The following is a 25,916-nucleotide window of genomic DNA, read 5'->3' as shown; positions in this document are numbered from 1 at the left end:
TTAATGGGATTACTAAAAGCTAAATAATGAAGAAAAAAGTTTTATTTTTTTTAAAAGTTAGTTGCGCATTAATTTCTATAGTAGTTATAGTTATGGCAACAGCTTATATATGGCCAACGAATACATTACAACCACCAAAATCTTTCGAAGAAACTATCATTAAAAATGTAAGTATTGTCGATGTTAAAACAGGTAAAATAGCTAAGCATCAGTTTGTTTTAATTGAGCACTCTCGTATTACAAAAATTGATAGTACAAATATCATAGTTTCCGATGATGCTTTAATAATCGATGGCACCGATAAATTCCTAATTCCAGGTTTATGGGATATGCATACCCATTCCGATCAACATTCAGAATGGTTGCATCATCCACTGTACATCGCAAATGGCATTACTGGGGTAAGAGATATGTCTGGTCAATTGAATGAAAAGGATAGTTATTGGGTGGGTAGTAAGGAACGTTTGCAATGGAATAAAGATTTAGAACTTAACACCAGGGTTACACCTAGATACGTATTACAAAGCAGTTACCAAATGGATGGTGTAAAAGCCATTCCTGAAGATGCACCAGACTTTTTTAAACTGCAAAATCCATCCCAAGTAGATTCATTGCTACAATTCTATAAAAATGAAAAGGTGGATTTTATTAAGGTGTACCAACAGCTACCAAAGGACACCTATAAAACATTAGCATTAAAAGCACCAGAATATGGGTTGCATCTAGCAGGTCATAAACCCATGTTTCTAAGTTTGGAAGATGCGGTTAACCTAGGACAAAGAAGTTTTGAACACGGACGAATATTCATGTACGAATGTTTCCCGGAAACGGATAGTTTAAAGCATTCAACGAATTGGAAAGCCTATTTTTCTAAATCAAAAGCAAAGATTGTACACCAGTTTGACAGTGTTCAAGCAAAAGCATTGATGCGTTTAATGCAGCAAAAAAAAGCTTATTGGACACCTACCTTACAGACCTTGAAGTTTGAGGCCAATGCGCATAAAAATGAGTTTACCAACAATGAAAATCTAAAATATGTAACCAACATTAGAAAGCGGTTATGGTGGAAATATGATACAGACCATAACAAAGAAAAAAATCTAGAAAGAAAAGGTGAAAATGTAAGTGAACAATTTTTTGAAGCTTCGAAAAATCAACTATCCATGGCACATAGAATGGGGGTGCCCATTATGGCAGGAACAGATGTTATGGACTCTTATGTGTTTGCCGGATTTAGTTTGCACGATGAATTATACGAATTGACTTCTGCTGGGTTGACCAACCTTGAAGCTTTACAAAGTGCAACTATGGTTCCAGCCACCTACTCAAATGCAATCGAGGATTATGGAACCATTGAAATAGGCAAAAAAGCAGACTTGGTTTTACTGGATAAAAATCCCTTACAGGATATAAATAATACAAAAAGCATCAATGGAGTACTGTTAAACGGTGTGTATTATGATGAAGAAAAACTCAGAGAACTAAAGGCGTTTACAGAAACGGCTGCTGGTAGTTTTCATATGAATGTAAAAACTTTTGTAAGCTTACTGAACAGTCCTTTAATACGCGTGCAGTTTGCCGATTAATACATGTGAAAACAGGAAATGAATCATTTATCGGAAACAAATAATTAATGTCCTTTTAGTTTATGATACAACTCAATTTAAATAATATTGATGATGACTACTTCGCTTCAGCTTGGGGGCTTTATGAAGAAGCCTTTCCAGTTTATGAGAGAAGAACATTGGAGGCACAATCATGTTTACTGGAAAACCCTATTTACAAGTTTGATGTATTCATTGAAAAGAATGTGTTCATCGGTTTCGTTATGTGGTGGGATTTTGAAGATTTTCAATACATAGATCACTTTGCCGTAACAAAATCTCTAAGAAGTAAAGGTTATGGAGCCAAAATATTGGAAGATTTTATAAAGGGAAATTCTAATCCCACTTTATTAGAGGTTGAATTACCAGATAGCTCAATCAATAATAGAAGAATTCGATTTTATGAGCGACTTGGGTTTAAGTTAAACTTACACGAATATAAGGTCCCATCAAGTATTGATGATCGTAAAATTGATTTATTGGTTATGACGTACCCTAACTCGATATCTAATGAAAGCTTCCAAAAGTTTGTTTCCAATAATCACCCTAAAATTTTTAAATCCTTTTAGGGGCTTGAAATTAGTTTTGATTTTTAAACTAGAACTTTTCTTTAAAGTTGACAATTAATTTTACCTCATAAATTATTAACAATAATAGACCGCTTGTTGTTTTCTTTGGTAATATTTAAAAATGCGTCATAATTTATAGTCTTGCCTCATAATTTATAGTACTGCGCTAAACTTATTAACTCTTGCTTCATAACTGTTTACTGTTGCTTCAAGGTTCATCGCATCTTTGTACCATCAAATCGGAACAGTTATTCTAAAAATTCAAAATCAATTAATTAGAATGCTGTTTGCTGATTAAAAGATTTGGTTCTGGTTTTTAAAGTAGAACTTTTTGGTTGCAAAGTCTATTTAATTTTATCAAAAATCTAATAATTATAACAAAAATGAAAATTGAAAAAAGTGGAAAGGGTCTAAAATTAGGAATAGGGATTATACTAGGTGCTATAGTTGGTTACTTGACCTCAAATATGCAATTGTGGTTTGTTTTAGGGATTGCCATAGGTTCAGCATTAGAATATGGTGCCAAAAAAAATCATAAAAAATAAAAATCACTCATTACACATTCCACTTTTTTTTAAGCATTAGCTATTAATGCTTGTAACATCAGAAACAAAAATCAAAAAATCAAAAAGCGAACAATCATGAAATCAATTAAAATGAAAACAATCAAAAAACAAATGGTATCAAGAATGGCTTGCGTAGCCTTTGCATTAGTATCAAGTATAACATACGCTCAAAACGCAAATCCAGAAACAACAACAACACAGCGAGATGGCTTTATTATTGAATTTTCAGTAGGTGGAGGTCTAATCAGTTTAGAAGATAGTGAAGGTATTCAAACGTTCGACACATCTCAAGGAACGTTTGTTTTACCAGATTTAAAGTTGGGCTATATGTTAAATGAAAAACTAGCCATTACTGCCGCAATGCCAGGAAATATTTATGAATTTCAGGATAATGACAGGCATTTCGGAGGTTTTATTCCATCGCTACAATATTGGGTAAAAGATCGTTGGTGGATTCACGGTGGAATTGGTTTAGCAATAGATTCGCCAGCATTATATGATATTAAAGACAATGTAAATGACGATTGGAATTTTGGTTGCGCTGTTATGGCAAGTACAGGTTACGAAATTTACAAAAAGAAAAACTTCGCACTTAATGTGCAGTCAAAACTAGTTTTGGGTCGTGCGTCTTTAGAAGGAGATGCACACAGAGATGCAGTAATCTTTAATATAGGGTTAGGCTTTAGCTGGTTATAAGCTTTAACATAAATAGTGAGTTATCCCCTATTCACAACCCTATTAAAAAGAAACTTTTTATAATTATGAATACAAAAACATTACAAAAACTTGGTGGATTTTGCTCAATTTCACTTGGATTAATCTACATCATAGCGTTTATAGTTTATGGTGGAATATTAGCGTATCCAAAGGCAGACGCAACGGATATTGAAAGAGTAAACTTCTTGTCTGAAAACTATGTAATGCTTTCAACAACAAACTTAATAAGTTATGTTTTATTTGGAATTTTACTTGCTGTATTAGTTGTTTCAATACACCAAAAAATAAAAGATAATTTGCCAAATTTTTCGATACTCGCTTCTGTTTTTGGAGTAATCTGGGTTGGCTTAGTTATAGCCAGTGGAATGATTGCAAATATTGGACTTAATTCTGTCATTAAAATTGGAATTGAGGAGCCACAAAAAGCTATATCAATCTGGACAAGTACTGGTATTGTTTCAGAAGGACTTGGTGGAGGAAATGAAATTGTTGGAGCAATTTGGGTATTACTTTTAAGTATAGCAGCTTTAAAATATTCGTTTTTCTCAAAACCATTGAACTTTTTAGGCCTACTTGTTGCGCTTGCAGGCATTCTAACCATTTTACCTTTCGTCGTATTCAAAGAAATTTTTGGGATTAGTCAGATTGTTTGGTTTGTATGGATTGGAATAGCAATGATTCGTAAACCACATAAATCGTTTGCTCACAAGGAATCAAGTTAATATGCGAACAAAAATTTTTAATTATTCCTAACTAATTGTTAGGTTTCATTCAAACAAGCTAAATGATAAATAAAAGTTTTGAAAAAGCAAAAGAGCAAAGTAAATTATTAGAAAATGATTTGTATAAGAATCCTCAAAAGTACCGCGTATTAACGGGAGATAGACCTACAGGTAATTTGCATCTTGGACACTATTTTGGCTCTATTATAAACCGATTAAAATTACAAAGCTTGGGAATTGAGACTTATATTTTAATTGCTGATTATCAAGTGTTGACAGATAGAAATGTTTTTAATGAAATTTCAAAATTCACCTATGAACTAACTTTGGACTATTTAGCCTGTGGATTAGACCCTGAAAATTATAAAACTCATATTTTTCCACATAGTCATATTCCTGAATTAAATCAACTAACTATTCCATTTCTGACATTAGTTTCCAGTTCAGAATTAAACAAAAATCCAACTGTTAAAGAAGAAATTACTGCTTCAGGACTGAGTAATATTAATGCAGGAATGTATATCTATCCAGTTCATCAAGCTGCTGACATTTTGTTTTGTAAAAGTAATGTGGTTCCTGTTGGAAAAGATCAATTACCTCATATAGAATTAACTCGGAAAATTGCAAAGCGCTTTAATACCAAATTCAATAAAAATATTTTTACAGAACCAGTTGCATTTTTTACTGATACCCCTACTATTCTTGGGTTAGACGGTATTCAAAAAATGAGTAAAAGTCGCAACAATTCAATTATGATAAAGTCAACAGCTGACGAAACAGCAAAACTAATAAAATCTGCCAAAACTGATTCAAGTCGTTACATATCTTACGACCCCGAAAACAGACCAGAGGTTTCCAACTTACTTAAGTTAGCTTCCTTATGTTCAGATAAAAGTCCAACAGATATTGCTGATAAAATTGGCGACCAAGGTTCAGGAAAACTTAAACAGCTAACAGAAGAAGCCATAAACACATATTTTGAGCCTATTAGAAAAAAAAGAATAGAGCTTGAAAAAAATAAAGATTATGTCAGGGATATTTTGCTTAAAGGTATAAGTAAAGCGAGAGAAACAGCTATTGGAACGTTGAGTGAAGTCACTGAGGCAATGAATATGAAAATATAATAGCACTACATCCAGCAAAGAACTGAAATCGGACTCGATTCAATCTTTTTATTTTGAAAGAATAGATTTGATTTTGAATGGAATCTCGAAGAACAAATAAAGCGAACGGAAGCATTTCAAAAAAACAAAATAACTAAAACCATTACTTAATTCTACTTTTTCAAGAAGGTAAACTTCATACAAATATCAATCAATCAATAATCATCATTAATCAAAAAACATCATCATGAAAAAAACTTTAATTACCTTGACTTTGTGCGGACTAACATTAATCGCCAAAGCTCAAAACACAAGTGTAGAAAAATCAACATTCGGATTACAAACTGGAGTTCTAGGAATCTGGGCATATAATGAAGCAAAACTATCAAATACCCTAGCACTGAGAACAGAGATTGGTTTTGATTTTGGTATTTGGGAATCTACGTATTATGATGATTATGATTCTCCATTTCTACTAACACCTGTAATAGTTGTGGAGCCAAGATTTTATTATAACCTCGAAAAACGTTCAAAAAACTCAAAAAGAATTGATGGGAATAGTGGCAACTTTATTGCTTTAAAAATGGGTTATCATCCAGATTGGTTTGTCTTATTCAATACTGACGATGCTCCTGTGGTAAGTGATTTTTCTATTATACCCACTTGGGGAATTAGAAGAAATTTAGGTAAACACTTTAATTATGAAGCAGGTCTTGGTGCAGGATTTAGTTACACATTTGCTAAACGTGCTGGTTATTTAAACAACAAAAGTGAAATGGAATTAAATATGCACTTGCGTATAGGATATAGGTTTTAGCAAAAACAATAATAATTTGAATATCAAAATGGAAAAGACCTTCATAACACTACTTATCGCTGGAATACTTTCTTTGCAATCTTGTGATGCAAAAAAACAAAAAACTAAAGATAATAATATACCAACCATTAAAAACCCATATCTGGGACAAAAACCACCAGGATTAAGACCTTTACCATTTGCTCCAGGTCTTGTGTCTACGGATTTGTATGAAGTCAATAGTGCATTCACCCCAGATATGAAAGCGTTTTATTTTATTAGAAGAGGAGAAGAAAATAAAAAATCAGCTTTTTACGAATACAAATACAGCGAAATTAATGGGGAATGGAAGAAATCTGAAATAGCATCTCCATGGATAGGAAGACCGGTAATATCCCCAGATGGACAAACCATGCATTTAGGTGACAGATATTTAAAAAGAACGGAATCTGGATGGTCAGAATTACAAAAACTAGAACCTCCAACTGTAAGTAATGATTCTATGTATATTATGCGCCTCTCATCATCTTCAAATGGGACGTACTATTTTGACACCTATAAAGAGAATGATTCAACGTTTCCAATTCGCTATTCGCGTTTAATTAACGGTAAACATGAAGAGCCCAAGGCCTTACCCAAAGCAATAAATAAAGGAACCTTTTTGAGCCATCCTTTTATAGCACCAGATGAATCGTATTTGTTATTTGATGCTCAAAGAGAAGATGGTTATGGAGATTCAGATATTTACATCAGTTTTAAACAAAAAGATGGTACTTGGGGTAATGGAATTAATTTGGGAGATAAAATAAACACCAACGCCTGGGAAGCTTCAGCAAGTATAACGCCAGATGGCAAGTACCTTTTCTTTAGTAGAAATGTTGGATCAGACGATTTTGAAAATGTAGATGTTTTTTGGGTAGATGCAAAAGTTATCTATGCTCTTAAAAAGGAATAATGAAAAGGAAAGGTTTGTTCCAATTTCAAAATGCGAACTTTTGTACCCCACATTTTAACCAACTTTGCTATCAACAAAAACAATTATGAAAGCAATAGAATGTCTAAAATATGGGGAGGTAGATAATCTGGTGCTAAGTCATGTAAAAAAACCATCACCAAAAGCTAATGAAGTACTAATAAAGATACATGCAACTTCAGTTACCACAAGCGATGTTCTAATTCGGAGAATGAATGAACCTTTCATTCCTAAACTTATACTCCAACTCATATTTGGTTTTGGCCGTCCAAGAAACCCTGTATTGGGGATGGTAACAGCTGGTATTGTTGAGCGTAAAGGTAAAGATGTAACATTGTTCGAAATTGGGGATGAGGTTTTTGCGTATGGTTCAATCTCGCCTACCAAACTTCGTTTTGGTTCTTATGCAGAATATATTTGTTTACCAGAAGATTGGAATCTAGCCCTAAAACCTGTAAATCTTAGTTTTGAGGAAGCTGCAGCGATACCTTATGGTGGCTTGCTTGCTACTCATTTATTAAAAAAGACGAGCATAAACAAGGGCGACAATGTTTTAATTTATGGAGCGTCAGGAAGTATAGGCACAATGGTCATTCAATTGGCGAAGCATTTGGGTGCTCATGTCACTAGTGTTTGTAGTGGTAGAAACTTCGAATTAGTAACTTCTTTAGGAAGTGATAAGGTGATTGACTACACGATAGAAAATGCTGAAAAACAATTGGAAAGGTATAAATATGTGATTGATGCCGTAGGCAACTCAAAATCATCGATACTAAAAGAAAAGAGCAAAAAAGTATTGGCTTTGAATGGCAAATACATATCCATAGATCATGGCACTCCATTAACACCAAAAGAAGCTTTTTTTAATTTAAAAAGGTTAGCAGAACAAGAGAAACTAAGACCTGTTATTGATAGAGTATATTCTTTAGAAAAAATGGCCGAAGCTCATAAATATGTGGAGATGGGTCATAAAAGAGGAAATGTGGTCATCACTATTTAGCTCGCTATGGATTTTCCCAATTTATAAATCATCAACTCGTGCTGAGCCCAGTCGAAGCATCAAAAAACGAACAGTGTATTTTTGTCAAATCAAAAGAAGGAAAAGAAAAAATATAACCACAACTACCACTTATTTCTGACTGATATAATCTGATGTTTATATTTAACCAAATGAAAATAGTAAAACGACTTTTAAAAATTGTATTCGCTCTCATTGGCCTGCTTGTGCTAATAGGAATCATTACACTTTGGGTTGATTCATCAGGAACAAATTACCTTGAGATTAATAAGAATGAAACTGCATCTAATAATTCTTACCTGATAAAAAAAGTCAATGTCATCCCAATGAATCAGGACACTGTTTTAGTTGATAAAATGGTGTATATAAAAAAAGGAGTTATTGAAAAGATTGCAGACACTATTGAGGTCAAAGGGATTGAAATTATTAATGCAAAGAACAAATACCTAACACCAGGACTTATAGATATGCATGTGCATGTGTGGGATAGATATGAACTCGGACTCTACCTATCCAACGGTGTAACAGCAGTTAGAAATCTTTGGGGTATGCCAATGCATTTAAGAATTAAAGAAGATGTAATGGAAGAAAATATTTTTTCACCATCGTTTTTTACAACAGGACCAAAACTAACAGGCTCTGAATTCATTGGTGATGACAATTTAAATCTAAGTAATCCGAGTGAAGCTAAAGACAAGGTTGTAGAATATAAAGACAGAGGTTACGATTTCATCAAAACGTATTATGGATTGGATAAGGAAGTTTTTGATGCAGTGATTGAACAAGCCAAGATTTCTGAAATGGACATTGTTGCTCACCCTTCTCAAAAAGTACCATTTTCATATCATTTAAACCCACAAATCAAATCCATTGAACATGCTGAAGAAATTGTGCAGCAACCTTTGCAGTTTGATTTAGATACCCTTAAGCTTCAGGCTGTTATTGATTCTATTTCCGCGTCTAAACATACAAGTTATAGTCCTACACTTACGGTGTTTCATAATATTTATCAAATGATGATGGATGATGACATTTTAGATTCAGAATCATTGAAGTATATGAATCCACTCATTAAAATGGATGATAGCAAAAGACAATTTGAGCGTTGGTATAATGCCAAGCAAGAAGATCCTACGACCGTTGAGCGGATAAAAAAACAGCATGATTTTCACATGAACATCGTTAATAAACTGCATGAAGCTGGAGTACCTATAATTTGTGGCACTGATGGTGGTATTGGAGTTACGCTTCCAGGGTTTTCAATTCATACAGAACTGGCCTTTTACAAAGAAGCTGGCCTTTCTAATTATGAAGTGTTGAAAACAGCTACTGTCAATGCTTCTCGAACGCATTCAATGATGAATCAACTTGGAACTATTGAAGAGGGCAAGATTGCTAATTTGTTATTAGTGGATGAAAACCCGCTTTTTAAGTTGTCTTCGCTTAAAAAACCCACCTATGTTTTTGTGAAGGGGCGAAAATTGGACAGAGCGACTTTGGATTCTTTTAATGAAAAGGCAAAAAATCGAAAGAATTTAATAGCTACTGCTCTGAGGTATTTGGAAAACCTAATCATTGAAAAATAAACTACTGGTAAAAATGTATATGAAATCAGAAAAATTAAAATAAGATTTAATAGAAAGGCTTGTTTGCATCATAATTTATAGAACTGCGTCATAATTTTCAATCTATCATCAAACTTTATACATAAGGCTTCATAAGTGGTTAGAAGCATATTGCTTCTTGATAGATATTTGTAGAAACAAAAATTGAGCTATTAATAATAAAAATTAAAGTGTAACAAATACCTATCATCGCTCGTCATAACATTCAAAATACATCAATCATAATCATCAATCATAATCATCAATCAAAAAACGAACAGTACATGTTTTTCAAATCAAAAGAAGGAAAAGAAAAAATCTTATCCCTTTACAATCAAAAGTTGAATGAGCTGAATATTGAATATTCAGAAAAATTTATAGAAACAAAGTTTGGAGTCACTAATGTTATCATTACTGGCGACACTAAAAACCCTCCATTAGTACTGATTCACGGCACAGGAGGTTGTGCACCACAAATTTTAGATTCTTTCCCCAATCTAGCTTCAAAATATTGTGTCTATGCAGTAGATGTGTTAGCACAACCCAATAAAAGTGCAGAGAATCGATTAGACATGAAATCTTTAGATTATGGAAAATGGCTTATTGAAGTAATCATAAAACTAAGACTGAAAGACGTGACCCTGGTAGGCTTTTCCTTTGGAGGTTTCATTAGCTTAAAAGCACTAGTGTTTAATGAAACGACTATAAAACAGGTATTCTTAATTGCACCAGTCTATATTGTTAATGGTAATCCTCTTGTAGGTTTGTTTAAAATGTTCCTACCATTAAAAAAGTTTATAAAAACTAACAATCAAAAGCACATTAAAAAGGTAATGAACGTACTTTTTTCTGAATACGATGATTTTGCATTAGAGTTTATGTCTTCTACGTTTCAACACTGCAATATGGATTTTTCTCCTTTACCAATACTATCTAAAAATGATGCAAATAGAATAAAAACACCGATTACCATTTTTGCCTGTGAAAAGGATATCATGTTTCCCGGAAAAAAAATGATTAAAAGAGCAAAACGAATATTTTCTTCTATAGAAGAAGTTGTTTTGATTGAAGATGCTAAACACGTACCAAATTCAAAGGATTTTAAAAAAATAGAAGATTTAATTATTGATAAAAACAGGCACTGAAATGATACAAGAAATTAAATCTTTAAAATTTCCCAAATCCAATATAATTTCAATAAATGGAATTGAGTTAGAAGTATTTGAAGCGGGTAAAGAAAATATTGGCAATCCAATTGTACTCTGTCATGGCTTTCCCGAACATGCCTTTTCTTGGCGTTATCAAATACCAGCGCTTGCTAAAGCTGGTTATCATGTCATTGTTCCAAATCAAAGAGGATATGGCAATTCATCGCGCCCTAAAGAAGTAACGGCATATGATATAACCCATTTAACAGATGATTTAGTGGCCTTACTTGATTATTACAACTACAGAGATGCTGTTTTTGTGGGGCATGATTGGGGCGCAAATGTAGTTTGGAACCTTGCACTCTTGCATCCAGAGCGTGTCAATAAAATACTAAATCTTGCATTACCTTATCAAGAACGAGGTGAAAAACCATGGATTCAGTTTATGGAAGAGATTTTTGGTGAAGATTTCTATTTTGTTCATTTTAATAAAAAACCAGGAGTAGCAGATGCTGTGTTAGAGAATCATGCAGAAAACTTTCTTCGTAATTTATTTCGTAAGAATGTGCCTCTTGCACCACCAGAACCAGGAATGTTAATGATGAATCTTGCAAAAGCGGAAAAGCCTTTTGGTGAGCCTATTATGAACGACGTTGATTTGTCTGTATTTGTAACGGCCTTTAAAAATTCTGGGTTTAATGGCGCTATTAATTGGTATAGAAACCTTGACCGAAACTGGCACGTATTAGCAGATATAGACCCAATCATCAAACAGCCTACACTTATGATCTATGGTAATCTAGATATGATTCCAAAATTTGAAAGGCTACAGGATTTTGTTCCGAATCTGGATGTGATTTGTCTAGAGTGTGGCCATCACATTCAACAAGAGTTACCACATGAAACAAATGAATCGATTTTAAAATGGTTGGCAAAATTTAATGGTTAAAAAAGAAATGGAAACAAGAATGGTATTTTATAGAGAAGGAGCAGAATTTGTTTGAGACTATAGACAAGCCTTAATTTTTGAATCCATTTAATTAACAATACTAAAAATACGTATGAAACATTTTCTTTTATTCATCGGATTCCTAATGTTAAACGCTTCAGTTTTTGCACAAACGGAAGTATCTAAAATAGAAAACACGCTTTTAAATTATATAAATGGTACTTCTTACAATAAATCTGCACTTATTGAAAAAGCATTTTATACCAATGCAAACCTGTATTTAGAAAAAAGTAACAAAACACTTTGGACCGTTCCTGTCAAAGAATATGCAAGTTGATATAAAAATAAAAAAGAAGGAGAATTTACGGGAAGAATAGGTAACATTTTATCGATTGACAACTTTGAAGGTGTTGCTACTGCAAAAGCAGAAATTATTATCCCTAAGAGTGGTTTAAGATACATTGATTTGTTTCTTTTAAAAAAAATTGAAAACGAGTGGAAAATTATTAGCAAAACTGCTAGCAGTGAAAAAAGTAACCAAAATGGTGATAAAATATTATTTATAGTATCCAATGCCTCATTCCATGGAACATCTAAACTTCCAACGGGTAATAGCTTCTCTGAAATTGTTAATGCTTATGATACGTTTAAAAAGGAAGGGTTTACTGTGGACTTCGTTAGTCCATATGGAGGTAGTATTCCACTAGCTTATATTAATACATCTGACGCACTCCAAAAAAAACTGCTTTACAGTGAATACTTTATGTATGCTTTAAAACACACCAAAAAGCCTAAAGAAATTATTGCAAAAGATTATAAAGCGGTTCATTATATCGGAGGTGGAAGTGCAATGTATGATGTGCCTAAGAATAAAGAAATTCAAAAAATAACAATGACCATTTTTGAAGAATATAATGGTATTGTCTCTTCAGTATGTCATGGAACGGCTGGTATTGTTGATTTAAAAACAAAAGATGGGAAGTACTTGGTAAATAATAAAATAATTAGTGGATACCCAGAAGCTTATGAAAAAGAGGGTGCCGAATATTTTAAGCAATTCCCTTTTTTAATTCAAAAGACCATAGAAGAAAGAGGTGGAATATTTAAATATTCTCCTAGAAACTCGGTACATGTAGAGGTACAAGGAAATGTAATTACAGGTCAAAATTATTTATCATCTAAAGATGTAGCATTAAAAATAATCGAAAATTTAAATAATCGAGAAATCAGTCAATAAAATGAAAAAAGCCAACCAAATTTCACTAACATATTTTTGCATAATAGTATTGATGGGTAGTACAGTTTCATGCTCAAATGGTGATAATATTGCAGGTTTTAATCGTGCTTATGTAAGCATACCCGATTCAAGTTTTGAAGCGATACTTATAAAAACAGGTGTAGATTCTGATGGTATTATAAATCAGCAAATGCTAAGCAGTGATGCTGAAGGAATAGCTACCCTTGATTTAAGCAATCTAGATTATGGAGCTATTACTGATTTAACAGGAATAGAAGGCTTCACTAGTTTAAGGAAATTAATTGCCACCCAGCATGATATAGCACAAATTGATTTAAGTGATAATTTAAATTTGGATACGTTAAATCTTGCGGGTAATAAATTGTTAAGTATTGATATTAGCAACAACAGTAAACTAGTTTTACTTGATTTGACTGCTAATGAAATGAATTCAGTAGTTGGATTATCAGAATTAGGTGAATTAAAAGACTTGGATTTGTCTTGGAATTATTTTGAAACTTTTAGTATTTCTAGCGAGTCGTTAGAGGTTTTACATATGAGTAATAATGATTTGTATTCACTCGACATTAGTTCAGATCCAAATCTAAAAAACCTACTTTTAACATCAAATAAATTGCAAAGTTTAGAGGTGATTTCAAATAAAAAGTTAGAAACATTACTGGTTTCTGATAATGAGCTGCAAACTATTAATCTCTTAGAAAATAATGATTTAACGCATCTTTATATCACCAGTAATTCACTGGATAGGTTAAACGTGAGTTTTAATCAAAACCTTATTGATTTAAAAGTAGATAGAAATCCAAATCTGTCATGCATTAAAGTTCTTGATGGACAAAGTATACCACAGATTTCTAAATCAGATTATCAAGAGCTAAATGCTGATTGCAATTAAAAACGCCATAAAACTTTGAGATACAATCTATTTAATTTGCGGGCTTACTATAAAATGCAATAGAACAATATTTCATTATAGTAGACATAAGTAAAATTATTGGCACCCTATTTATTTCGGGATTTTACTATCTGATATTGAGCTTGTGGATATTCATGATAATCAAAGAATAGAGTACTATTATTATAATCAAATTTTGAGATGAATATAACCGAACAACTAAACACCATTAATGACTACTATGCTCCAAAAATAATTGGTGAAGTAAATGATGTTTTTATAAAACTGGTGAAAATACAGGGTAATAAAGTTCCTTGGCATCATCATAAAAATGAAGATGAATTATTTCTTATTATCAAAGGAGCGCTTCTGTTTGAAATAGAAAATCAAGAACCGTTTACCATGAAAAAGGGAGACTTGTTTATTGTGAAAAAGGGAATCAGTCATAAGGTAAGTTCTAAAAACGAATGCCATATAATGCTTATTGAAAATAAATCAACATTGCATACAGGAGAGGTTGTTAATGAAATTACTAAGCCTATTAAAAATCAAATCTAGTATGATAATGAACTATAAAAAAAGGTGTTTAAGTCTGCTATTGTTGTTGATTGTAGCATTCGCTTATACACAACCTAAAGAAGCAGATAAAATTAGGATTCTGTATAAATGATTGATATATAATTAATTATAATGAAAAGTTGCAATTCTGCCACCCCGACCGAGAAAATCCAATCATTAAAGGGTTGGATTTTTTTGGAATCATTGCCTTTTTGTGTTTAAGGAACCCATTTGATATCACTAATATCACATAAAGTGTTTACGTTTGGGTGACTATTTGGTACTAAAAAGACGCTTAACCCCTTCCTCATTTACAGAATAGTAAATAATAGTAAATTTAGATTTAGCTTAAATATTATAAACCCGACGGTTTTAGATTTTTAAAGTACAGAATAACAGTATTTTATATGATTTAATTAGTAACCGCATACGCTACCGTATACCGTGAGCTTCAAAAAAAAATCCGTTGATACTGAATGTAAATCATTCAATTTCAACGGATTAGTTGTAGCGAGAGAGGGACTTGAACCCTCGGCCTCCGGGTTATGAATCCGACGCTCTAACCAACTGAGCTACCTCGCCGTATATTCGTTTTTCAATACTGGTTCTTTCAACTGGCAAAGCAAATTTGCCCGCACAATACTCGATTACAAGCGTTGTTTTTAATTTAATTAGTATTTTAAAACGGGTGCAAATATAAAGTTTATTTTAGGATCAACTGCAATAGTAGCTGAAAAAATAATACTCATATTTAGTTTTTTTATCATTTATAAATATATATATTGGGCTTTATTAAGATGTGAAAAATGAATGACAAAATAAAATTTGAAATTGAGTTTGTGATACAATCGTCGCCTCAAATGCTTTATCAGTATTTGGCCACGCCTTCGGGATTATCGGAGTGGTTTGCGGACAATGTAAACTCTAGGGGTGAAAAGTTTATTTTTATCTGGGACGGCTCAGAGGAGGAGGCTCTTTTATTGAAGCGCAAAACAGATGAGTTCGTTCGTTTTGCATGGGAAGAAAATGATGATGATTCCTATTTTGAAATGAAAATTATCGTTGATGAAATAACAAAAGATGTATCCTTGTTCATTACCGATTTTGCAGAGGATGATGAAGTGGAAGAGTCGAAAATGTTATGGGCCAATCAGGTTTCCGACCTAAAACAAGTATTGGGTTCCAAATAGATTATTAGGTATTTACAGTATCTTTGAGCCTTATTTTTATAAGGCTTTTTTTATGGTAAATTTTAATGGTACGTTACTAGAAACCGATGCACACTTTTTGAATAACTCTAACCGGGGGCTTAGGTATGGGGATTCACTTTTTGAAGCCATCCGCGTTGTCAATGGACGTATCTATTTCCTGGAGGAACATTACCTAAGGTTAATGTCTTCTATGCGTATTCTTAGAATGGAAATTCCTATGGAGTTTACAATGGAGTTTTTAGCGTCCGAAATATTAAAGACACTTTCGGCAAATGCCCAGAATAAGCCCTACCGTGTTCGATTTACAGTGTTCAGGAACGATGGCGGACTATATTTGCCGAAAACCAACCGAGTCTCTTATTGTGTTGAAGTACAGGAATTGGAACATCCGTTCTATACCATTTCCGATGCTCCTTATGAGGTTGAACTGTTCAAGGATTTTTATGTTAATAAGGATATGCTATCCAATTTAAAGTCCAATAATCGACTTTTGAACGTTGTTGGAAGTGTTTTTGCCAAAGAGAACGATTTTCAAAATTGCCTACTTATCAATGGTGATAAAATGATTGTAGAGGCACTGAACGGTAACTTGTTCTTGGTGACGGGAAAAACAATAAAAACCCCACCTTTAAATGACGGGTGTTTGAATGGTGTTCTTAGGAAAAAAATAATTGAAATTTCAACCAAGTCAACGGTCTACGAAGTAAGGGAGGAGTCTATTTCGCCTTTTGAACTGCAAAAAGCCGACGAGATGTTCATTACCAATACTATAAGTGGTATTATTCCAGTCTACAAATACCGTAAAAAGATATATAAAAACACCACCAGTAAGGACCTCGTAGGCAAATTGAACGCGGTTGCACGCCTAACAGTTTAGTTTAGGCTAGGATTTTCTGGTGCATTGGACCATAGCATATAGTCGCCGCCAAGTTCCATCATTTTTTCTTTCCAAAAGGCATCGGAAGATTTTTTAATGATTTGGCTCTCGTATTCATTGGTAACCACGATCCAGGATTTGGAAGAAAGTTCTTCGTCAAGCTGAAGGGAAGACCAACCGGAATAACCCAAAAAGAAACGGATGTCGTCTTCCGAGATTACTTGCCGATTTATAAGGGAGATAGTTTTTTCAAAATCGCCACCCCAATAAATGCCATCGGAAATTTCTATGCTATTTTCAATTAAATGGGGTACTTTATGTATAAAGTAAAGGTTATCCTGTTCCACGGGCCCACCATTATAGACTTGAAAAGGAATCAGAATTTCAGTGACAAGGTCATTAATCTGGTATTCCAATGGCTTGTTCAAAATAAAGCCAACAGAACCCTCGTTATTATGCTCCGCAAGCAATACCACAGATCTATTAAATGAAACATCACCGGTAAGGGATGGTTCCGCAATAAGTAATTTTCCTTTTTCAGGTTCTATTTGGAGCATTATTCAATAGGCTATAAAAGTCTAAAATAAGACAATTCTTATTAAACTTCAAAAATCAAGTTACAAAAAAAAGCGCTTAAAAAGCGCTTTTCGAATCTAATAACTGTATCAATTTAGTTTACAGCATTGCCTAGATCGGCACCAGCTTTAAACTTAACAACATTCTTAGCTGCAATTTGGATAGTCTTTCCAGTGGATGGATTTCTACCTTCTCTTGCATTTCTTTTTGACACGGACCAAGATCCGAAACCAACTAGAGAAACTCTGTCCCCTTTTTTCAAAGAACCTTCAACATTTCCTAAAAAAGACTCTAAAGACTTCTTGGCCGCTGCTTTTGTGATGCCAGCGTCTGCCGCCATTGCATCGATCAATTCTGTTTTGTTCATAATGTGATTAAATTAATAATTGTTAAACTAACTTTATATAGTGAAACAAATTTATATGGATTTACGACCAACACAAGGAAAACCGCTGTAAATCCCTTATTTTGTTGATAACTCGGGAGGTTTGTTGATAACGTAGGGCTTTTTTTACGAATCCCGCAGCCCTATAATACAGGGGCTTTACCCAAAAACAGCATTTTCGGGTAAACTGAGTCCGTTCAATACCGCTTCCGTTGTCATTCTTCTTTTGCCCTGAAGCTGAATTTCTAATAACTTTATATAACCTCCGGCAACCGCAACCCGTATCTCTTTTTTATCAAAGATTAGTTTTCCGGGCTGTATGTTATGAGCAATTTTTTCAACTTCAACCTTGTATATTTTCACTACGAGCTTGTCGTTGTTCATAATAAGAGTGCTCCAAGCGGCCGGGTACGGACTTAGACCGCGTATGTGGTTGTATATAGTTTCCATAGGAAGGGTCCAATCTATTCTGCATGTCTCCCTATCTAGTTTATGTGCCAACTTTAAATCAGCGGAATCTACTTGTAAGTACGTACTAAGGTTTCCTTCTTCGATCCGTTTTACGGTCTTTAATACCGTTTTTGCTCCTAAGTGCATTAGACGGTCATGTAAGGTTCCAGCATCTTCACTTGGAGATATGGCGAGTTCGTCTTGTAGGATAATGGCACCGGTATCTATTTTTTCATCGATAAAGAACGTGGTGGTACCCGTCTTGGTCTCACCGTTCATGATGGCCCAATTGATAGGGGCGGCTCCCCGGTACTGCGGAAGTAAGGAAGCATGTAAGTTAAAGGTACCCAGGGCTGGAAGCTGCCAAACGACCTTGGGAAGCATCCGAAAGGCTACCACTATTTGTAGATTGGCGTTTAACTCCTTTAATTGCTCGAGGAATTCGGGATGTTTTAGGTTTGTTGGTTGTAGTATTTTTAAGCCATGGGCCAAGGCGTAGGTTTTAACGGCAGACTGGTTTAATTTTCTTCCTCTCCCTGCGGGTCTGTCCGGAGCAGTGATAACACCCGCTATTGTGTATCCTTTTTTACAAAGTGCGTCTAGGATCCCTACGGCGAAATCCGGTGTTCCCATAAATACGATTCGTAAGTCTGTCATAATTCCCTAAGATATATAGTACTGATTTTTATTGTCGAGCTTAATTTTACGCTCTTCGAGTAGCTCTTGCAAAGCTATTAAAACGTTAGTGCTTTCCGAACCTAATGCCTGCTGTAATCTTCTCGAGTTGTGTGGATTTGTAGTCAATAGCACCAAAATTTGCTGTTTTATGGTAGTTGTTGAGGGGTCTAAATTCTGCACGACGGTACATACATCGCAAATTCCGCAAGGAGGTGAACCTAGTTCCCCAAAATAAGTAAGTAACTGCTGGCTCCTACATATACTATCGTTATTGGTGTAGGCCAACATTTTCGCAACCTGCTCTTGCTTTAGCTTGTTTTGGTCTTTCACTGTTTTGGCAAATAGGTTTATGGTGCTGTCATCCTCCCGAGGTACTAGAAACGTAAGTTCCAGGTCGCTATGGGATCCTTTAAAATCGATAATATCCTCCGATGCCAATTTCTCCAACCCTTTTATGACCGTGTTTTCATCCGTGTTCAATTTTTTTGCTAAAAGCAAGGTATTTATCAGTGTTTCAAATTCAAAAATACCACCGTAGGTTCTTAAGATAATCTTGACCAGATCGGATAAGCTCGGGTGCCTTTCTATATAATCAAAAAGGGTATCTTTTTCTGCCTTGAAATGAACGGTTACCTTTCGCGCAAAGGCGGTGGATAGTGCAAGAACCGAATTTCTATCCAGTATGCGCAGTACATTATACGTTAGCAAGGAATTTAAACTATAGGTTGCACAGAACTGGTTAAAGTTTAACCTGTAGGTATTACCTGAACCTTCTCCGTAAGCAATTTGTAAATAATTGTTTAGCTTGTTATATACTAATTTCACATACTGGACTTCGGGCAAAATATCTAGAAACTGTTTTTTTACCTGTGCTTGGTCTGTTTTGTTCGTAATAAGTATCGCTGCTGCCGGTGCACCGTCCCTTCCGGCTCTTCCGGCTTCCTGATAGTAATTTTCCAAACAATCCGGAATTTGATAATGAACTACCAAGGCAACATCCGGTTTGTCTATACCCATTCCAAATGCATTGGTCGCCACCATTATTTTAGTTCGATTTTCCAACCATTGCTCCAACTTTTTCTTCTTCTCCCTTTCTGTTATACCGCCATGGTAAAACGTAGCTGTAATGTTACAACTGTTAAGATGGGCGGCAACTTCTTCGGCCAACCTTCGTGTTCTTACATACACGATACCACTGGTCTCTAGTTTGTTGCAATAAGTTTTTAGCCAATACTGTTTATCCTCCTCTTTACGTACTTTAAAAGCTATATTTTTTCTTGAGAACGAGTCTTTCTGGATTAGCGGGGCGATAAGGTCCAAGGTCGTAACAATGTCTTCGGCAACCTTTGCGGTCGCTGTTGCCGTAAGGGCCATAAATGGAACGGTAGGATGTAGTTCCCTCAATACCGAACACTTGAGATAGGCGGGCCTAAAGTCATGGCCCCATTGCGAAATGCAATGTGCCTCGTCTATAACCAATAAATTTACGTTCATTTGCTTAATGCGATCTTGAACGAGTTCTTGATCTAGCCGCTCCGGAGAAATGTATAGGAATTTGTATCCGCCATATATACAATTGTCCAATTCATTACTTAGTTCTTCAAACGGCATGGAACCTGTTAGGCCTACCGCTTTAATTCCCAGTTTTTTAAGATTGGAAACCTGATTTTGAATCAATGCGATCAATGGCGAAACCACAATACAAATGCCGTCCTGTACCATTGACGGAACCTGGAAACAAATAGACTTGCCGCCACCTGTGGGTAAAAGGGCCAGGACGTCCCTACCTTCTAAAGCGGCATTGATAATCTGTTCCTGCGAATCTTTAAAGGATGTAAAGCCCCAATACTTTTCAAGAATTTCATTGGGTGTATTGTTCACGTGGCTAATTTACATGGTTCGTTATAAAAGCAATTCTCTGAGGCACTGTTCCAAAGGGCACTTCCTTTACGTCATAGCCCAGTGCAGTGTAGGTGTGTTTTAAGTGTTCATGGATTTCCGTTGCCTGTGCAAAGGTTTCTAATCTTTCATTGTCCTGAACATAAATCGACTTCCACGGCGGAAGCAAAAATACGGCATCGTAACTATGTTTTTTACAGACATTAAAAAAGTCTTCTCCATACGTTTGGTCAAAATAATCCATATAGGCGATTACGTCGGGCATGCCGCGGTCATAAAAAAAAAGGGCTTCGTTTTGGTCTTCTGCGGCCTCGTATTGTTTTTGTCTTCCTTCTAACAGCTGTAGATTGAACTTTTTTGAATCGCTAACAAATGCAATTGGGTTTGTCCCTACATTATCTGGATGCATTTCGTTTTTGGCATCGAGGGTCATACTGCGGATAAACTCATGAAAGCAATAAAAACCAGAAGTTTCCAAGGTTTTTATAATGGACGTTTTTCCTGTTCCCGGAGCACCTGTTATTACTATTCGTTTAACGCTCATTGTGCTGTTTTAGATAAACAAAAATAGGTAAACTTAGGATGGTAAAAAACCAGATGTTTCCACTTATCTTTGCAAAAAAAATAGGAACCAATGGCAGAAACTAGTCCAGAGGAGTTTTATAAGCGTTTAAAGGAACAGTTGGCACAGACCACCGTTTGGCCTTCTAATTACCTGTATAAATTTATTGTAATGTCCGACTCGGACAACATAAAGGACATACATAAAATATTTGACCATACAGGCGCCGTGATTACATCCAAAAAATCCAAGAAAGGTAAGTATACCAGCGTTTCGGTTACTGTTAACCTTCAGAATCCGGATGAAGTCATAAAAAAATATAAAGAAGTAGGAGCATTAGAAGGCGTAATATCGCTATAAAATAGTATTTAAGCTATAATTTTATTATTTTGCGGTCGTTATAAGAATACTTCTTCATACAGTTTTAAGAAAAAAAATCCAATTTGCAATTAGTAGAAAACCTCGAGTACAACACAGAGCGCCCACAGTTGATTATACCGGAATATGGTCGTCATTTTCAAAAAATGGTAGATCATGCGGTTTCGATAAAGGATCCAGTAGAAAGAAATAATGTGGCCAATGCCATTATTAGCGTAATGGGAAATTTACAACCCCACTTGCGTGATGTTCCAGATTTTCAGCATAAGTTATGGGATCAGTTATTTATCATGTCCGATTTTAAATTGGATGTAGAATCTCCTTTTCCCATTACATCCAAAGAAATATTACAAAAACGTCCTGATCCTTTGGAATATCCACAAAATTTTCCAAAATATCGGTTTTACGGTAACAATATCAAACGTATGATCGATGTTGCAGTAGAGTGGGAGAAAGGGGACAAGCGTTCCGGTCTGGAATATGCGATCGCAAATCACATGAAAAAGTGCTATTTAAACTGGAACAAGGATGTTGTTGACGATTCTACCATATTTAAACACTTATTTGAACTTAGTGATGGACAAATAGATCTTGCTGCCAAAGGCGAGAGTCTTACCGACAGTGGCCAATTCTTAAAGAACAGGATTGCAAAATCACAGAAGAGCGGCAGTAACAACAAAAACAATCAAAGAAATAGTAATCGCGGTAAAAAACGCTATTAATCGTCTACACATTTAGATGGGAACATTCAAGATAGAAGGTGGTCATCCGCTATCCGGTGAAATTACACCTCAAGGAGCCAAAAACGAAGCTTTACAAATTTTATGCGCGGTATTACTAACGCAGGAAAAGGTTGCGATAACGAACATTCCGGACATTATAGATGTCAATAAACTTATTTCGCTTTTAGAGGATCTAGGCGTTAAAATCCAGAAAAAAGGAAAAGGTTCCTATACCTTTAAAGCGGACGATATTAACTTGGATTACCTACAAAGCGATCAGTTTAAACAAGATGGTAGAGGTTTAAGAGGTTCCATAATGTTGGTAGGACCGCTGCTGGCCCGTTTTGGAAAGGGATATATTCCTAAACCGGGGGGCGATAAAATAGGGCGCAGAAGGTTGGACACCCATTTTGAGGGTTTCATTAAACTTGGTGCCAAATTCAGATACAACAAAGAAGAATATTTTTATGGTGTAGAAGCTAAAAAACTAAAGGGTTGTTATATGCTCTTGGATGAGGCTTCTGTCACAGGTACGGCCAATATTGTTATGGCTGCAGTACTTGCCGAAGGACAAACTACAATTTATAACGCAGCTTGCGAGCCTTATTTGCAGCAATTGTGTAAAATGTTGAACCGCATGGGGGCTAAAATCTCCGGAGTAGGTTCCAATCTTTTGGTTATAGATGGCGTAGAACGTTTGGGCGGTACCGAACACAGAATGTTGCCCGACATGATCGAAATTGGCAGTTGGGTCGGTCTTGCGGCCATGACCAAAAGCGAACTGACCATTAAAAACGTGAGTTGGGACGATTTGGGACAGATTCCCACGACCTTCAGAAAGTTAGGGATTACCCTAGAGCGGAAGGGCGATGACATTTACATTCCTGCGCACAACAACGGCTACGAAATTCAAAACTATATCGATGGTTCCATACTTACTATCGCAGATGCACCTTGGCCAGGGTTAACTCCCGATTTACTGAGTATCATTCTTGTAATTGCCACACAAGCACGGGGAGAGCTCGTTATCCATCAAAAAATGTTCGAAAGTCGTTTGTTCTTTGTAGATAAACTCTTGGATATGGGAGCAAAGATTATTCTTTGTGATCCGCATAGAGCTGCGGTAATGGGACACGATTTTAAATCCAGTTTGAAAGCGACTACCATGACCTCTCCCGATATTAGGGCGGGCGTCTCCTTATTGATCGCTGCGTTGTCCGCCAAAGGTACGTCCACCATTCATAATATAGAGCAGATCGATCGTGGTTACGAGAACATCGATGAGCGATTGCGCGCCATTGGTGCGAACATTACCCGTGTATAAATATTTGGTACGCACTTAGGATAAAAACAAGAGTCCAGAGCAGTGTCCTCCACCAATTTTTACTTACGAGATTAGAAGCAATTGACCGACTTTCCATTGCCGTTGATTCCTCTATGCGGTTATGTAGGGGAACAAAAATCGTAAACGTTAGTATCCAAACCAGAATAATAAGTACCAACTTTGTTACCGCTATAAACGAAGCAGCCCCAAGTACAGCAAGTACAGTAAAACCTAACTGTCCAAACATTAACGGTAACACGACCAGCGTTATTCTTTTGGTATAGGAACGATGCCAAATTCGTAAATTTTCATGGCCGTAATAGGTCAGGGCGGGGTAGATGGCCAGTTGAACCGCCCAAATAAGCACTAGGGTAGCGGTATCGAAAATAAGGTTTGCGATGAGGGTCATTTAATTCTTTTAAGCCTGAAACGATGGTGCAAAAGCTTATCGAAAGGAGCTATGTACGTTAGCAAAAGTACAGTATAGCATCACACTACAAAAGTTTTATAATTTATTCTTTTATTGTCCATGCCCACAGTATCAACAACGGGTGCACGACCAACAGTCTAACCCAAGCCACCCAAACCGGGGTACACAGACCGTCGGGTACGCAAGCATCTATTTGGATGAAGTACAGATGTGAGGGAATAAACAAAATAAATAGGACAATTATTCCGTACACGCCCATTGTTCTCCACCTAGGTATGAACAATAGCAGTGTAAGACCAATTTCTAAAAGTCCGGACACCACATTTAAGGTTTTAGGGAAGGGTAAATATGGTGGAATAAGAGGGTAATAAAAATCGGGATTCAGGAAATGGTTTATGCCTGCAAATAGCATGAAGCCTATGAATAGATGTCGAAATAGTTTTTTGGTCATGCTAAAAACGCTTTAAGTTGCCGCGTTTCGTTTGTGCACCTGTAAATATAAACGCATTTGATTAGTAACCAAACACACTATTTGGTACACAAATCGTATAGCATCAACCGACATCGTTTATAGTTTCCATTTATATTCCTGATGTACTTTTTTAAGAATAAGAAAAAAGGGGATCCACCAAATAAAGTCATTTGTTATTAAAGTATAGATAAATTCAAAGGGAACCACGTCCTGGATATAATTGAAAAGAAAGCCGATGGGGCCAAATATTTTTCCCAAAAAGCCCACAGCTACTATGGGCCAATGCCGCATTGGATTGTAAGAGGCCCACCAGTAGCCTAGGCCGTAAACGCCAATCACCATACCCATACCTTGCCACACCATGGGGTGGTTCAACGGCTCCATGCCTACCAGCTCAAAAAAATGGTTGGGAAAAAGCACGACCCAAGCTCCCCAGAGAATATTATAAATGGCCGCCAGTTTAAGTGTTAATTTCATGTTTTTTCAATAAGTGTTCCGTCCGGATATTTTGCGAACCTTCCCTTTTCTTTTTCGTGTACATGATCTGGGTAGCGCCATGGCCAGCCGCCAAACTGGGTTAATCGGTACTCGGACATCGCATCTTCTATCTCCTTTTCTGTGTTCATAACAAAAGGACCGTATTTGACAACGGGTTCATTTATGGGTTTTCCCCGTAACAATAGCAAGTGTGCTTTGGAACTTCCTGCCGTTATCTTAGTTTCTTTCTCGGAAGCCAATTGTATGCCATGATCCGGGACTATGGTGGTTCCATCGATCTGTATGGTATCGCCCTCATAAAAATATAAGGTGCTTTGTACTTCTTTTGCTGTTCTGGGAATAGTACATACACCACCGGCATCAATATGTATATTCCATATTGCAACCTGATTTTCCGGTTCGGCCGCCCAACTATCGGGTGCCGGTTCCGGGGCGCTTTCGGCGGCATAGGTACCAGCGATTATTTTTATGTTTGCACTTTGTATCCCGACCACGGGAATATCCTCATGCCAAAGCATTTTAAAATGCGGTGCAACAAATTTTTTGGCCTTGGGTAGGTTTAGCCATATCTGAAACAACTCTAAGGGATTGTCTTTGTCGGTGTTCAGCAAGGGAAACATTTCGCTGTGCTGTACCCCGTTGCCTGCGGTCATCCATTGCACATCGCCTTCCCCAAACCTACCGGCGGCTCCTAGGGAGTCCGAATGGTCACAAAAACCCTTGTTGACTATGGTAATGGTTTCAAAACCCCGATGTGGGTGTGCAGGAAAACCTGGAATGCTCTGGCCATGATACATGCGCCATCCATCTTTTAAGGTGAAATCATTCCCCAAATTTCGGCCTTCCAAATCTGCATTTGGAGTCATGTCCTCTTTTCCTTTGGGATAGTTATCCAAATGGTAAACGCAAAACAGAAATGGATCTTGTGTTTGCCATGGAAATCCTAATTTAAAAACTTCTTTGATCATAGGTTTATC

Annotated in this window: 30 protein-coding genes and 1 tRNA gene; 21 read left to right on the top strand and 10 right to left on the bottom strand. The window is 35.9% G+C overall.

Translation table 11 applies throughout. The annotated features are described in order from the left end of the window. The first annotated feature begins 26 nt into the window (after positions 1–26). From ACFQZJ_RS10490 to ACFQZJ_RS10415, 16 genes are all read left to right on the top strand, one after another. Positions 27–1,586, top strand: a complete 1,560-nt coding sequence (locus ACFQZJ_RS10490) for an amidohydrolase family protein (RefSeq protein ID WP_083467470.1) — start codon at positions 27–29, stop codon at positions 1,584–1,586. A gap of 62 nt (positions 1,587–1,648) precedes the next feature. Continuing rightward, positions 1,649–2,173, top strand: a complete 525-nt coding sequence (locus ACFQZJ_RS10485; protein WP_054557939.1) for a GNAT family N-acetyltransferase — start codon at positions 1,649–1,651, stop codon at positions 2,171–2,173. A 383-nt stretch (positions 2,174–2,556) separates the two neighbouring features. Next, a complete protein-coding gene (locus ACFQZJ_RS10480) occupies positions 2,557–2,718 on the top strand; it encodes a hypothetical protein (RefSeq protein ID WP_164674148.1) in 162 nt (53 codons plus the stop codon). A gap of 96 nt (positions 2,719–2,814) precedes the next feature. Beyond that, positions 2,815–3,435 (top strand): hypothetical protein, encoded by a 621-nt coding sequence (locus tag ACFQZJ_RS10475; RefSeq protein WP_241240862.1) that lies wholly within the window; start codon positions 2,815–2,817, stop codon positions 3,433–3,435. 65 nt (positions 3,436–3,500) lie between these two features. Then, on the top strand, positions 3,501–4,178 hold the full coding sequence (locus ACFQZJ_RS10470) for a hypothetical protein (RefSeq protein WP_054557936.1): 678 nt from the start codon (positions 3,501–3,503) through the stop codon (positions 4,176–4,178). Positions 4,179–4,240: 62 nt separating this feature from the next. Continuing rightward, positions 4,241–5,302 carry a tryptophan--tRNA ligase gene (trpS, locus tag ACFQZJ_RS10465; RefSeq protein WP_054557935.1) on the top strand — a complete coding sequence of 354 codons (1,062 nt, stop codon included), beginning with the start codon at positions 4,241–4,243 and terminating at the stop codon, positions 5,300–5,302. Positions 5,303–5,528: 226 nt separating this feature from the next. Then, positions 5,529–6,098, top strand: coding sequence for a hypothetical protein (locus ACFQZJ_RS10460; RefSeq protein WP_054557934.1), 570 nt, complete (start codon positions 5,529–5,531; stop codon positions 6,096–6,098). Between the two features lie 28 nt (positions 6,099–6,126). Next, entirely contained in the window at positions 6,127–7,032 is a 906-nt protein-coding gene (locus ACFQZJ_RS10455; protein ID WP_054557933.1) for a PD40 domain-containing protein, read from the top strand. Between the two features lie 85 nt (positions 7,033–7,117). Continuing rightward, positions 7,118–8,050, top strand: coding sequence for an NAD(P)-dependent alcohol dehydrogenase (locus tag ACFQZJ_RS10450; RefSeq protein ID WP_054557932.1), 933 nt, complete (start codon positions 7,118–7,120; stop codon positions 8,048–8,050). A 170-nt stretch (positions 8,051–8,220) separates the two neighbouring features. Then, the gene (locus ACFQZJ_RS10445) at positions 8,221–9,654 is read left to right on the top strand and encodes an amidohydrolase family protein (protein WP_054558033.1); all 1,434 of its coding nucleotides are present in this window, start codon (positions 8,221–8,223) and stop codon (positions 9,652–9,654) included. Positions 9,655–9,956: 302 nt separating this feature from the next. Next, a complete protein-coding gene (locus ACFQZJ_RS10440; protein ID WP_054557931.1) occupies positions 9,957–10,817 on the top strand; it encodes an alpha/beta fold hydrolase in 861 nt (286 codons plus the stop codon). A 1-nt stretch (position 10,818) separates the two neighbouring features. Then, positions 10,819–11,769, top strand: a complete 951-nt coding sequence (locus tag ACFQZJ_RS10435) for an alpha/beta fold hydrolase (protein ID WP_054557930.1) — start codon at positions 10,819–10,821, stop codon at positions 11,767–11,769. 112 nt (positions 11,770–11,881) lie between these two features. Further along, positions 11,882–12,106, top strand: a complete 225-nt coding sequence (locus ACFQZJ_RS10430; protein WP_241240861.1) for a hypothetical protein — start codon at positions 11,882–11,884, stop codon at positions 12,104–12,106. 129 nt (positions 12,107–12,235) lie between these two features. After that, positions 12,236–13,006: a type 1 glutamine amidotransferase domain-containing protein gene (locus ACFQZJ_RS10425; protein ID WP_241240860.1), complete on the top strand. Its 771-nt coding sequence runs from the start codon at positions 12,236–12,238 to the stop codon at positions 13,004–13,006. Position 13,007: 1 nt separating this feature from the next. Then, positions 13,008–13,919 carry a hypothetical protein gene (locus ACFQZJ_RS10420; RefSeq protein ID WP_054557929.1) on the top strand — a complete coding sequence of 304 codons (912 nt, stop codon included), beginning with the start codon at positions 13,008–13,010 and terminating at the stop codon, positions 13,917–13,919. A 201-nt stretch (positions 13,920–14,120) separates the two neighbouring features. Further along, a complete protein-coding gene (locus tag ACFQZJ_RS10415; RefSeq protein WP_054557928.1) occupies positions 14,121–14,477 on the top strand; it encodes a cupin domain-containing protein in 357 nt (118 codons plus the stop codon). 508 nt (positions 14,478–14,985) lie between these two features. Here ACFQZJ_RS10415 and ACFQZJ_RS10410 read toward each other — a convergent pair. Continuing rightward, positions 14,986–15,059: transfer RNA gene (locus tag ACFQZJ_RS10410), tRNA-Met, on the bottom strand. 224 nt (positions 15,060–15,283) lie between these two features. Here ACFQZJ_RS10410 and ACFQZJ_RS10405 point away from each other — a divergent pair. Together ACFQZJ_RS10405 and ACFQZJ_RS10400 are read left to right on the top strand one after the other, a co-directional pair. Then, the gene (locus ACFQZJ_RS10405) at positions 15,284–15,667 is read left to right on the top strand and encodes an START-like domain-containing protein (protein ID WP_379934392.1); all 384 of its coding nucleotides are present in this window, start codon (positions 15,284–15,286) and stop codon (positions 15,665–15,667) included. A 52-nt stretch (positions 15,668–15,719) separates the two neighbouring features. After that, the gene (locus tag ACFQZJ_RS10400) at positions 15,720–16,565 is read left to right on the top strand and encodes an aminotransferase class IV (protein ID WP_379934391.1); all 846 of its coding nucleotides are present in this window, start codon (positions 15,720–15,722) and stop codon (positions 16,563–16,565) included. On the opposite strand, the gene ACFQZJ_RS10395 is transcribed toward ACFQZJ_RS10400, so the two are convergent. The 5 genes from ACFQZJ_RS10395 to ACFQZJ_RS10375 form a co-directional block, all read right to left on the bottom strand. Further along, positions 16,562–17,122 (bottom strand): YqgE/AlgH family protein, encoded by a 561-nt coding sequence (locus tag ACFQZJ_RS10395; protein WP_379934390.1) that lies wholly within the window; start codon positions 17,120–17,122, stop codon positions 16,562–16,564. The genes ACFQZJ_RS10400 and ACFQZJ_RS10395 overlap by 4 nt on opposite strands. Positions 17,123–17,235: 113 nt before the next feature. Next, the gene (locus tag ACFQZJ_RS10390; protein WP_379934389.1) at positions 17,236–17,508 is read right to left on the bottom strand and encodes an HU family DNA-binding protein; all 273 of its coding nucleotides are present in this window, start codon (positions 17,506–17,508) and stop codon (positions 17,236–17,238) included. Positions 17,509–17,685: 177 nt separating this feature from the next. After that, the gene (fmt, locus tag ACFQZJ_RS10385; protein WP_379934387.1) at positions 17,686–18,633 is read right to left on the bottom strand and encodes a methionyl-tRNA formyltransferase; all 948 of its coding nucleotides are present in this window, start codon (positions 18,631–18,633) and stop codon (positions 17,686–17,688) included. Positions 18,634–18,639: 6 nt separating this feature from the next. Beyond that, positions 18,640–20,535, bottom strand: coding sequence for a RecQ family ATP-dependent DNA helicase (locus ACFQZJ_RS10380; RefSeq protein WP_379934385.1), 1,896 nt, complete (start codon positions 20,533–20,535; stop codon positions 18,640–18,642). A 4-nt stretch (positions 20,536–20,539) separates the two neighbouring features. After that, positions 20,540–21,097 carry an AAA family ATPase gene (locus ACFQZJ_RS10375; protein WP_379934384.1) on the bottom strand — a complete coding sequence of 186 codons (558 nt, stop codon included), beginning with the start codon at positions 21,095–21,097 and terminating at the stop codon, positions 20,540–20,542. 90 nt (positions 21,098–21,187) lie between these two features. On the opposite strand from ACFQZJ_RS10375, the gene ACFQZJ_RS10370 reads away from it, so the two are divergent. From ACFQZJ_RS10370 to murA, 3 genes are all read left to right on the top strand, one after another. Beyond that, positions 21,188–21,475 (top strand): DUF493 family protein, encoded by a 288-nt coding sequence (locus ACFQZJ_RS10370; protein WP_379934382.1) that lies wholly within the window; start codon positions 21,188–21,190, stop codon positions 21,473–21,475. Positions 21,476–21,558: 83 nt separating this feature from the next. Further along, positions 21,559–22,215, top strand: coding sequence for a DUF4290 domain-containing protein (locus ACFQZJ_RS10365; protein WP_379934380.1), 657 nt, complete (start codon positions 21,559–21,561; stop codon positions 22,213–22,215). Between the two features lie 16 nt (positions 22,216–22,231). Then, positions 22,232–23,539 (top strand): UDP-N-acetylglucosamine 1-carboxyvinyltransferase, encoded by a 1,308-nt coding sequence (gene murA / locus ACFQZJ_RS10360; RefSeq protein ID WP_379934378.1) that lies wholly within the window; start codon positions 22,232–22,234, stop codon positions 23,537–23,539. Here murA and ACFQZJ_RS10355 read toward each other — a convergent pair. The 4 genes from ACFQZJ_RS10355 to ACFQZJ_RS10340 all read right to left on the bottom strand — a co-directional run bounded on the left by ACFQZJ_RS10355 (position 23,526) and on the right by ACFQZJ_RS10340 (position 25,907). Continuing rightward, complete coding sequence (locus ACFQZJ_RS10355) at positions 23,526–23,948, bottom strand: hypothetical protein (RefSeq protein WP_379934376.1); 423 nt, start codon at positions 23,946–23,948, stop codon at positions 23,526–23,528. The two genes, murA and ACFQZJ_RS10355, sit on opposite strands and share 14 nt — an antisense overlap. Before the next feature lie 103 nt (positions 23,949–24,051). After that, the gene (locus ACFQZJ_RS10350) at positions 24,052–24,420 is read right to left on the bottom strand and encodes a DoxX family protein (RefSeq protein WP_379934374.1); all 369 of its coding nucleotides are present in this window, start codon (positions 24,418–24,420) and stop codon (positions 24,052–24,054) included. 117 nt (positions 24,421–24,537) lie between these two features. Continuing rightward, positions 24,538–24,918, bottom strand: coding sequence for an alkyl hydroperoxide reductase (locus tag ACFQZJ_RS10345; protein ID WP_379934372.1), 381 nt, complete (start codon positions 24,916–24,918; stop codon positions 24,538–24,540). Then, positions 24,915–25,907: a pirin family protein gene (locus ACFQZJ_RS10340; protein WP_379934370.1), complete on the bottom strand. Its 993-nt coding sequence runs from the start codon at positions 25,905–25,907 to the stop codon at positions 24,915–24,917. The genes ACFQZJ_RS10345 and ACFQZJ_RS10340 overlap by 4 nt, the downstream gene beginning before the upstream one ends. Positions 25,908–25,916: the final 9 nt, after the last annotated feature.

It is taken from the genome of Maribacter chungangensis (assembly GCF_042676845.1).
Taxonomy (GTDB): Bacteria; Bacteroidota; Bacteroidia; order Flavobacteriales; family Flavobacteriaceae; genus Maribacter; species Maribacter chungangensis.
This window is presented reverse-complemented; position numbering and strand designations above follow the sequence as displayed.

Bases quoted from the DNA above. Each gene is read 5' to 3' on its own strand.
- ACFQZJ_RS10490 (WP_083467470.1), top strand. From the start codon at position 27: ATGAAGAAAAAAGTTTTATTTTTTTTAAAAGTTAGTTGCGCATTAATT.
- ACFQZJ_RS10485 (WP_054557939.1), top strand. From the start codon at position 1,649: ATGATACAACTCAATTTAAATAATATTGATGATGACTACTTCGCTTCA.
- ACFQZJ_RS10480 (WP_164674148.1), top strand. From the start codon at position 2,557: ATGAAAATTGAAAAAAGTGGAAAGGGTCTAAAATTAGGAATAGGGATT.
- ACFQZJ_RS10475 (WP_241240862.1), top strand. From the start codon at position 2,815: ATGAAATCAATTAAAATGAAAACAATCAAAAAACAAATGGTATCAAGA.
- ACFQZJ_RS10470 (WP_054557936.1), top strand. From the start codon at position 3,501: ATGAATACAAAAACATTACAAAAACTTGGTGGATTTTGCTCAATTTCA.
- trpS (WP_054557935.1), top strand. From the start codon at position 4,241: ATGATAAATAAAAGTTTTGAAAAAGCAAAAGAGCAAAGTAAATTATTA.
- ACFQZJ_RS10460 (WP_054557934.1), top strand. From the start codon at position 5,529: ATGAAAAAAACTTTAATTACCTTGACTTTGTGCGGACTAACATTAATC.
- ACFQZJ_RS10455 (WP_054557933.1), top strand. From the start codon at position 6,127: ATGGAAAAGACCTTCATAACACTACTTATCGCTGGAATACTTTCTTTG.
- ACFQZJ_RS10450 (WP_054557932.1), top strand. From the start codon at position 7,118: ATGAAAGCAATAGAATGTCTAAAATATGGGGAGGTAGATAATCTGGTG.
- ACFQZJ_RS10445 (WP_054558033.1), top strand. From the start codon at position 8,221: ATGAAAATAGTAAAACGACTTTTAAAAATTGTATTCGCTCTCATTGGC.
- ACFQZJ_RS10440 (WP_054557931.1), top strand. From the start codon at position 9,957: ATGTTTTTCAAATCAAAAGAAGGAAAAGAAAAAATCTTATCCCTTTAC.
- ACFQZJ_RS10435 (WP_054557930.1), top strand. From the start codon at position 10,819: ATGATACAAGAAATTAAATCTTTAAAATTTCCCAAATCCAATATAATT.
- ACFQZJ_RS10430 (WP_241240861.1), top strand. From the start codon at position 11,882: ATGAAACATTTTCTTTTATTCATCGGATTCCTAATGTTAAACGCTTCA.
- ACFQZJ_RS10420 (WP_054557929.1), top strand. From the start codon at position 13,008: ATGAAAAAAGCCAACCAAATTTCACTAACATATTTTTGCATAATAGTA.
- ACFQZJ_RS10415 (WP_054557928.1), top strand. From the start codon at position 14,121: ATGAATATAACCGAACAACTAAACACCATTAATGACTACTATGCTCCA.
- ACFQZJ_RS10405 (WP_379934392.1), top strand. From the start codon at position 15,284: ATGAATGACAAAATAAAATTTGAAATTGAGTTTGTGATACAATCGTCG.
- ACFQZJ_RS10400 (WP_379934391.1), top strand. From the start codon at position 15,720: ATGGTAAATTTTAATGGTACGTTACTAGAAACCGATGCACACTTTTTG.
- ACFQZJ_RS10395 (WP_379934390.1), bottom strand. From the start codon at position 17,122: ATGCTCCAAATAGAACCTGAAAAAGGAAAATTACTTATTGCGGAACCA.
- ACFQZJ_RS10390 (WP_379934389.1), bottom strand. From the start codon at position 17,508: ATGAACAAAACAGAATTGATCGATGCAATGGCGGCAGACGCTGGCATC.
- fmt (WP_379934387.1), bottom strand. From the start codon at position 18,633: ATGACAGACTTACGAATCGTATTTATGGGAACACCGGATTTCGCCGTA.
- ACFQZJ_RS10375 (WP_379934384.1), bottom strand. From the start codon at position 21,097: ATGAGCGTTAAACGAATAGTAATAACAGGTGCTCCGGGAACAGGAAAA.
- ACFQZJ_RS10370 (WP_379934382.1), top strand. From the start codon at position 21,188: ATGGCAGAAACTAGTCCAGAGGAGTTTTATAAGCGTTTAAAGGAACAG.
- murA (WP_379934378.1), top strand. From the start codon at position 22,232: ATGGGAACATTCAAGATAGAAGGTGGTCATCCGCTATCCGGTGAAATT.
- ACFQZJ_RS10355 (WP_379934376.1), bottom strand. From the start codon at position 23,948: ATGACCCTCATCGCAAACCTTATTTTCGATACCGCTACCCTAGTGCTT.
- ACFQZJ_RS10350 (WP_379934374.1), bottom strand. From the start codon at position 24,420: ATGACCAAAAAACTATTTCGACATCTATTCATAGGCTTCATGCTATTT.
- ACFQZJ_RS10345 (WP_379934372.1), bottom strand. From the start codon at position 24,918: ATGAAATTAACACTTAAACTGGCGGCCATTTATAATATTCTCTGGGGA.
- ACFQZJ_RS10340 (WP_379934370.1), bottom strand. From the start codon at position 25,907: ATGATCAAAGAAGTTTTTAAATTAGGATTTCCATGGCAAACACAAGAT.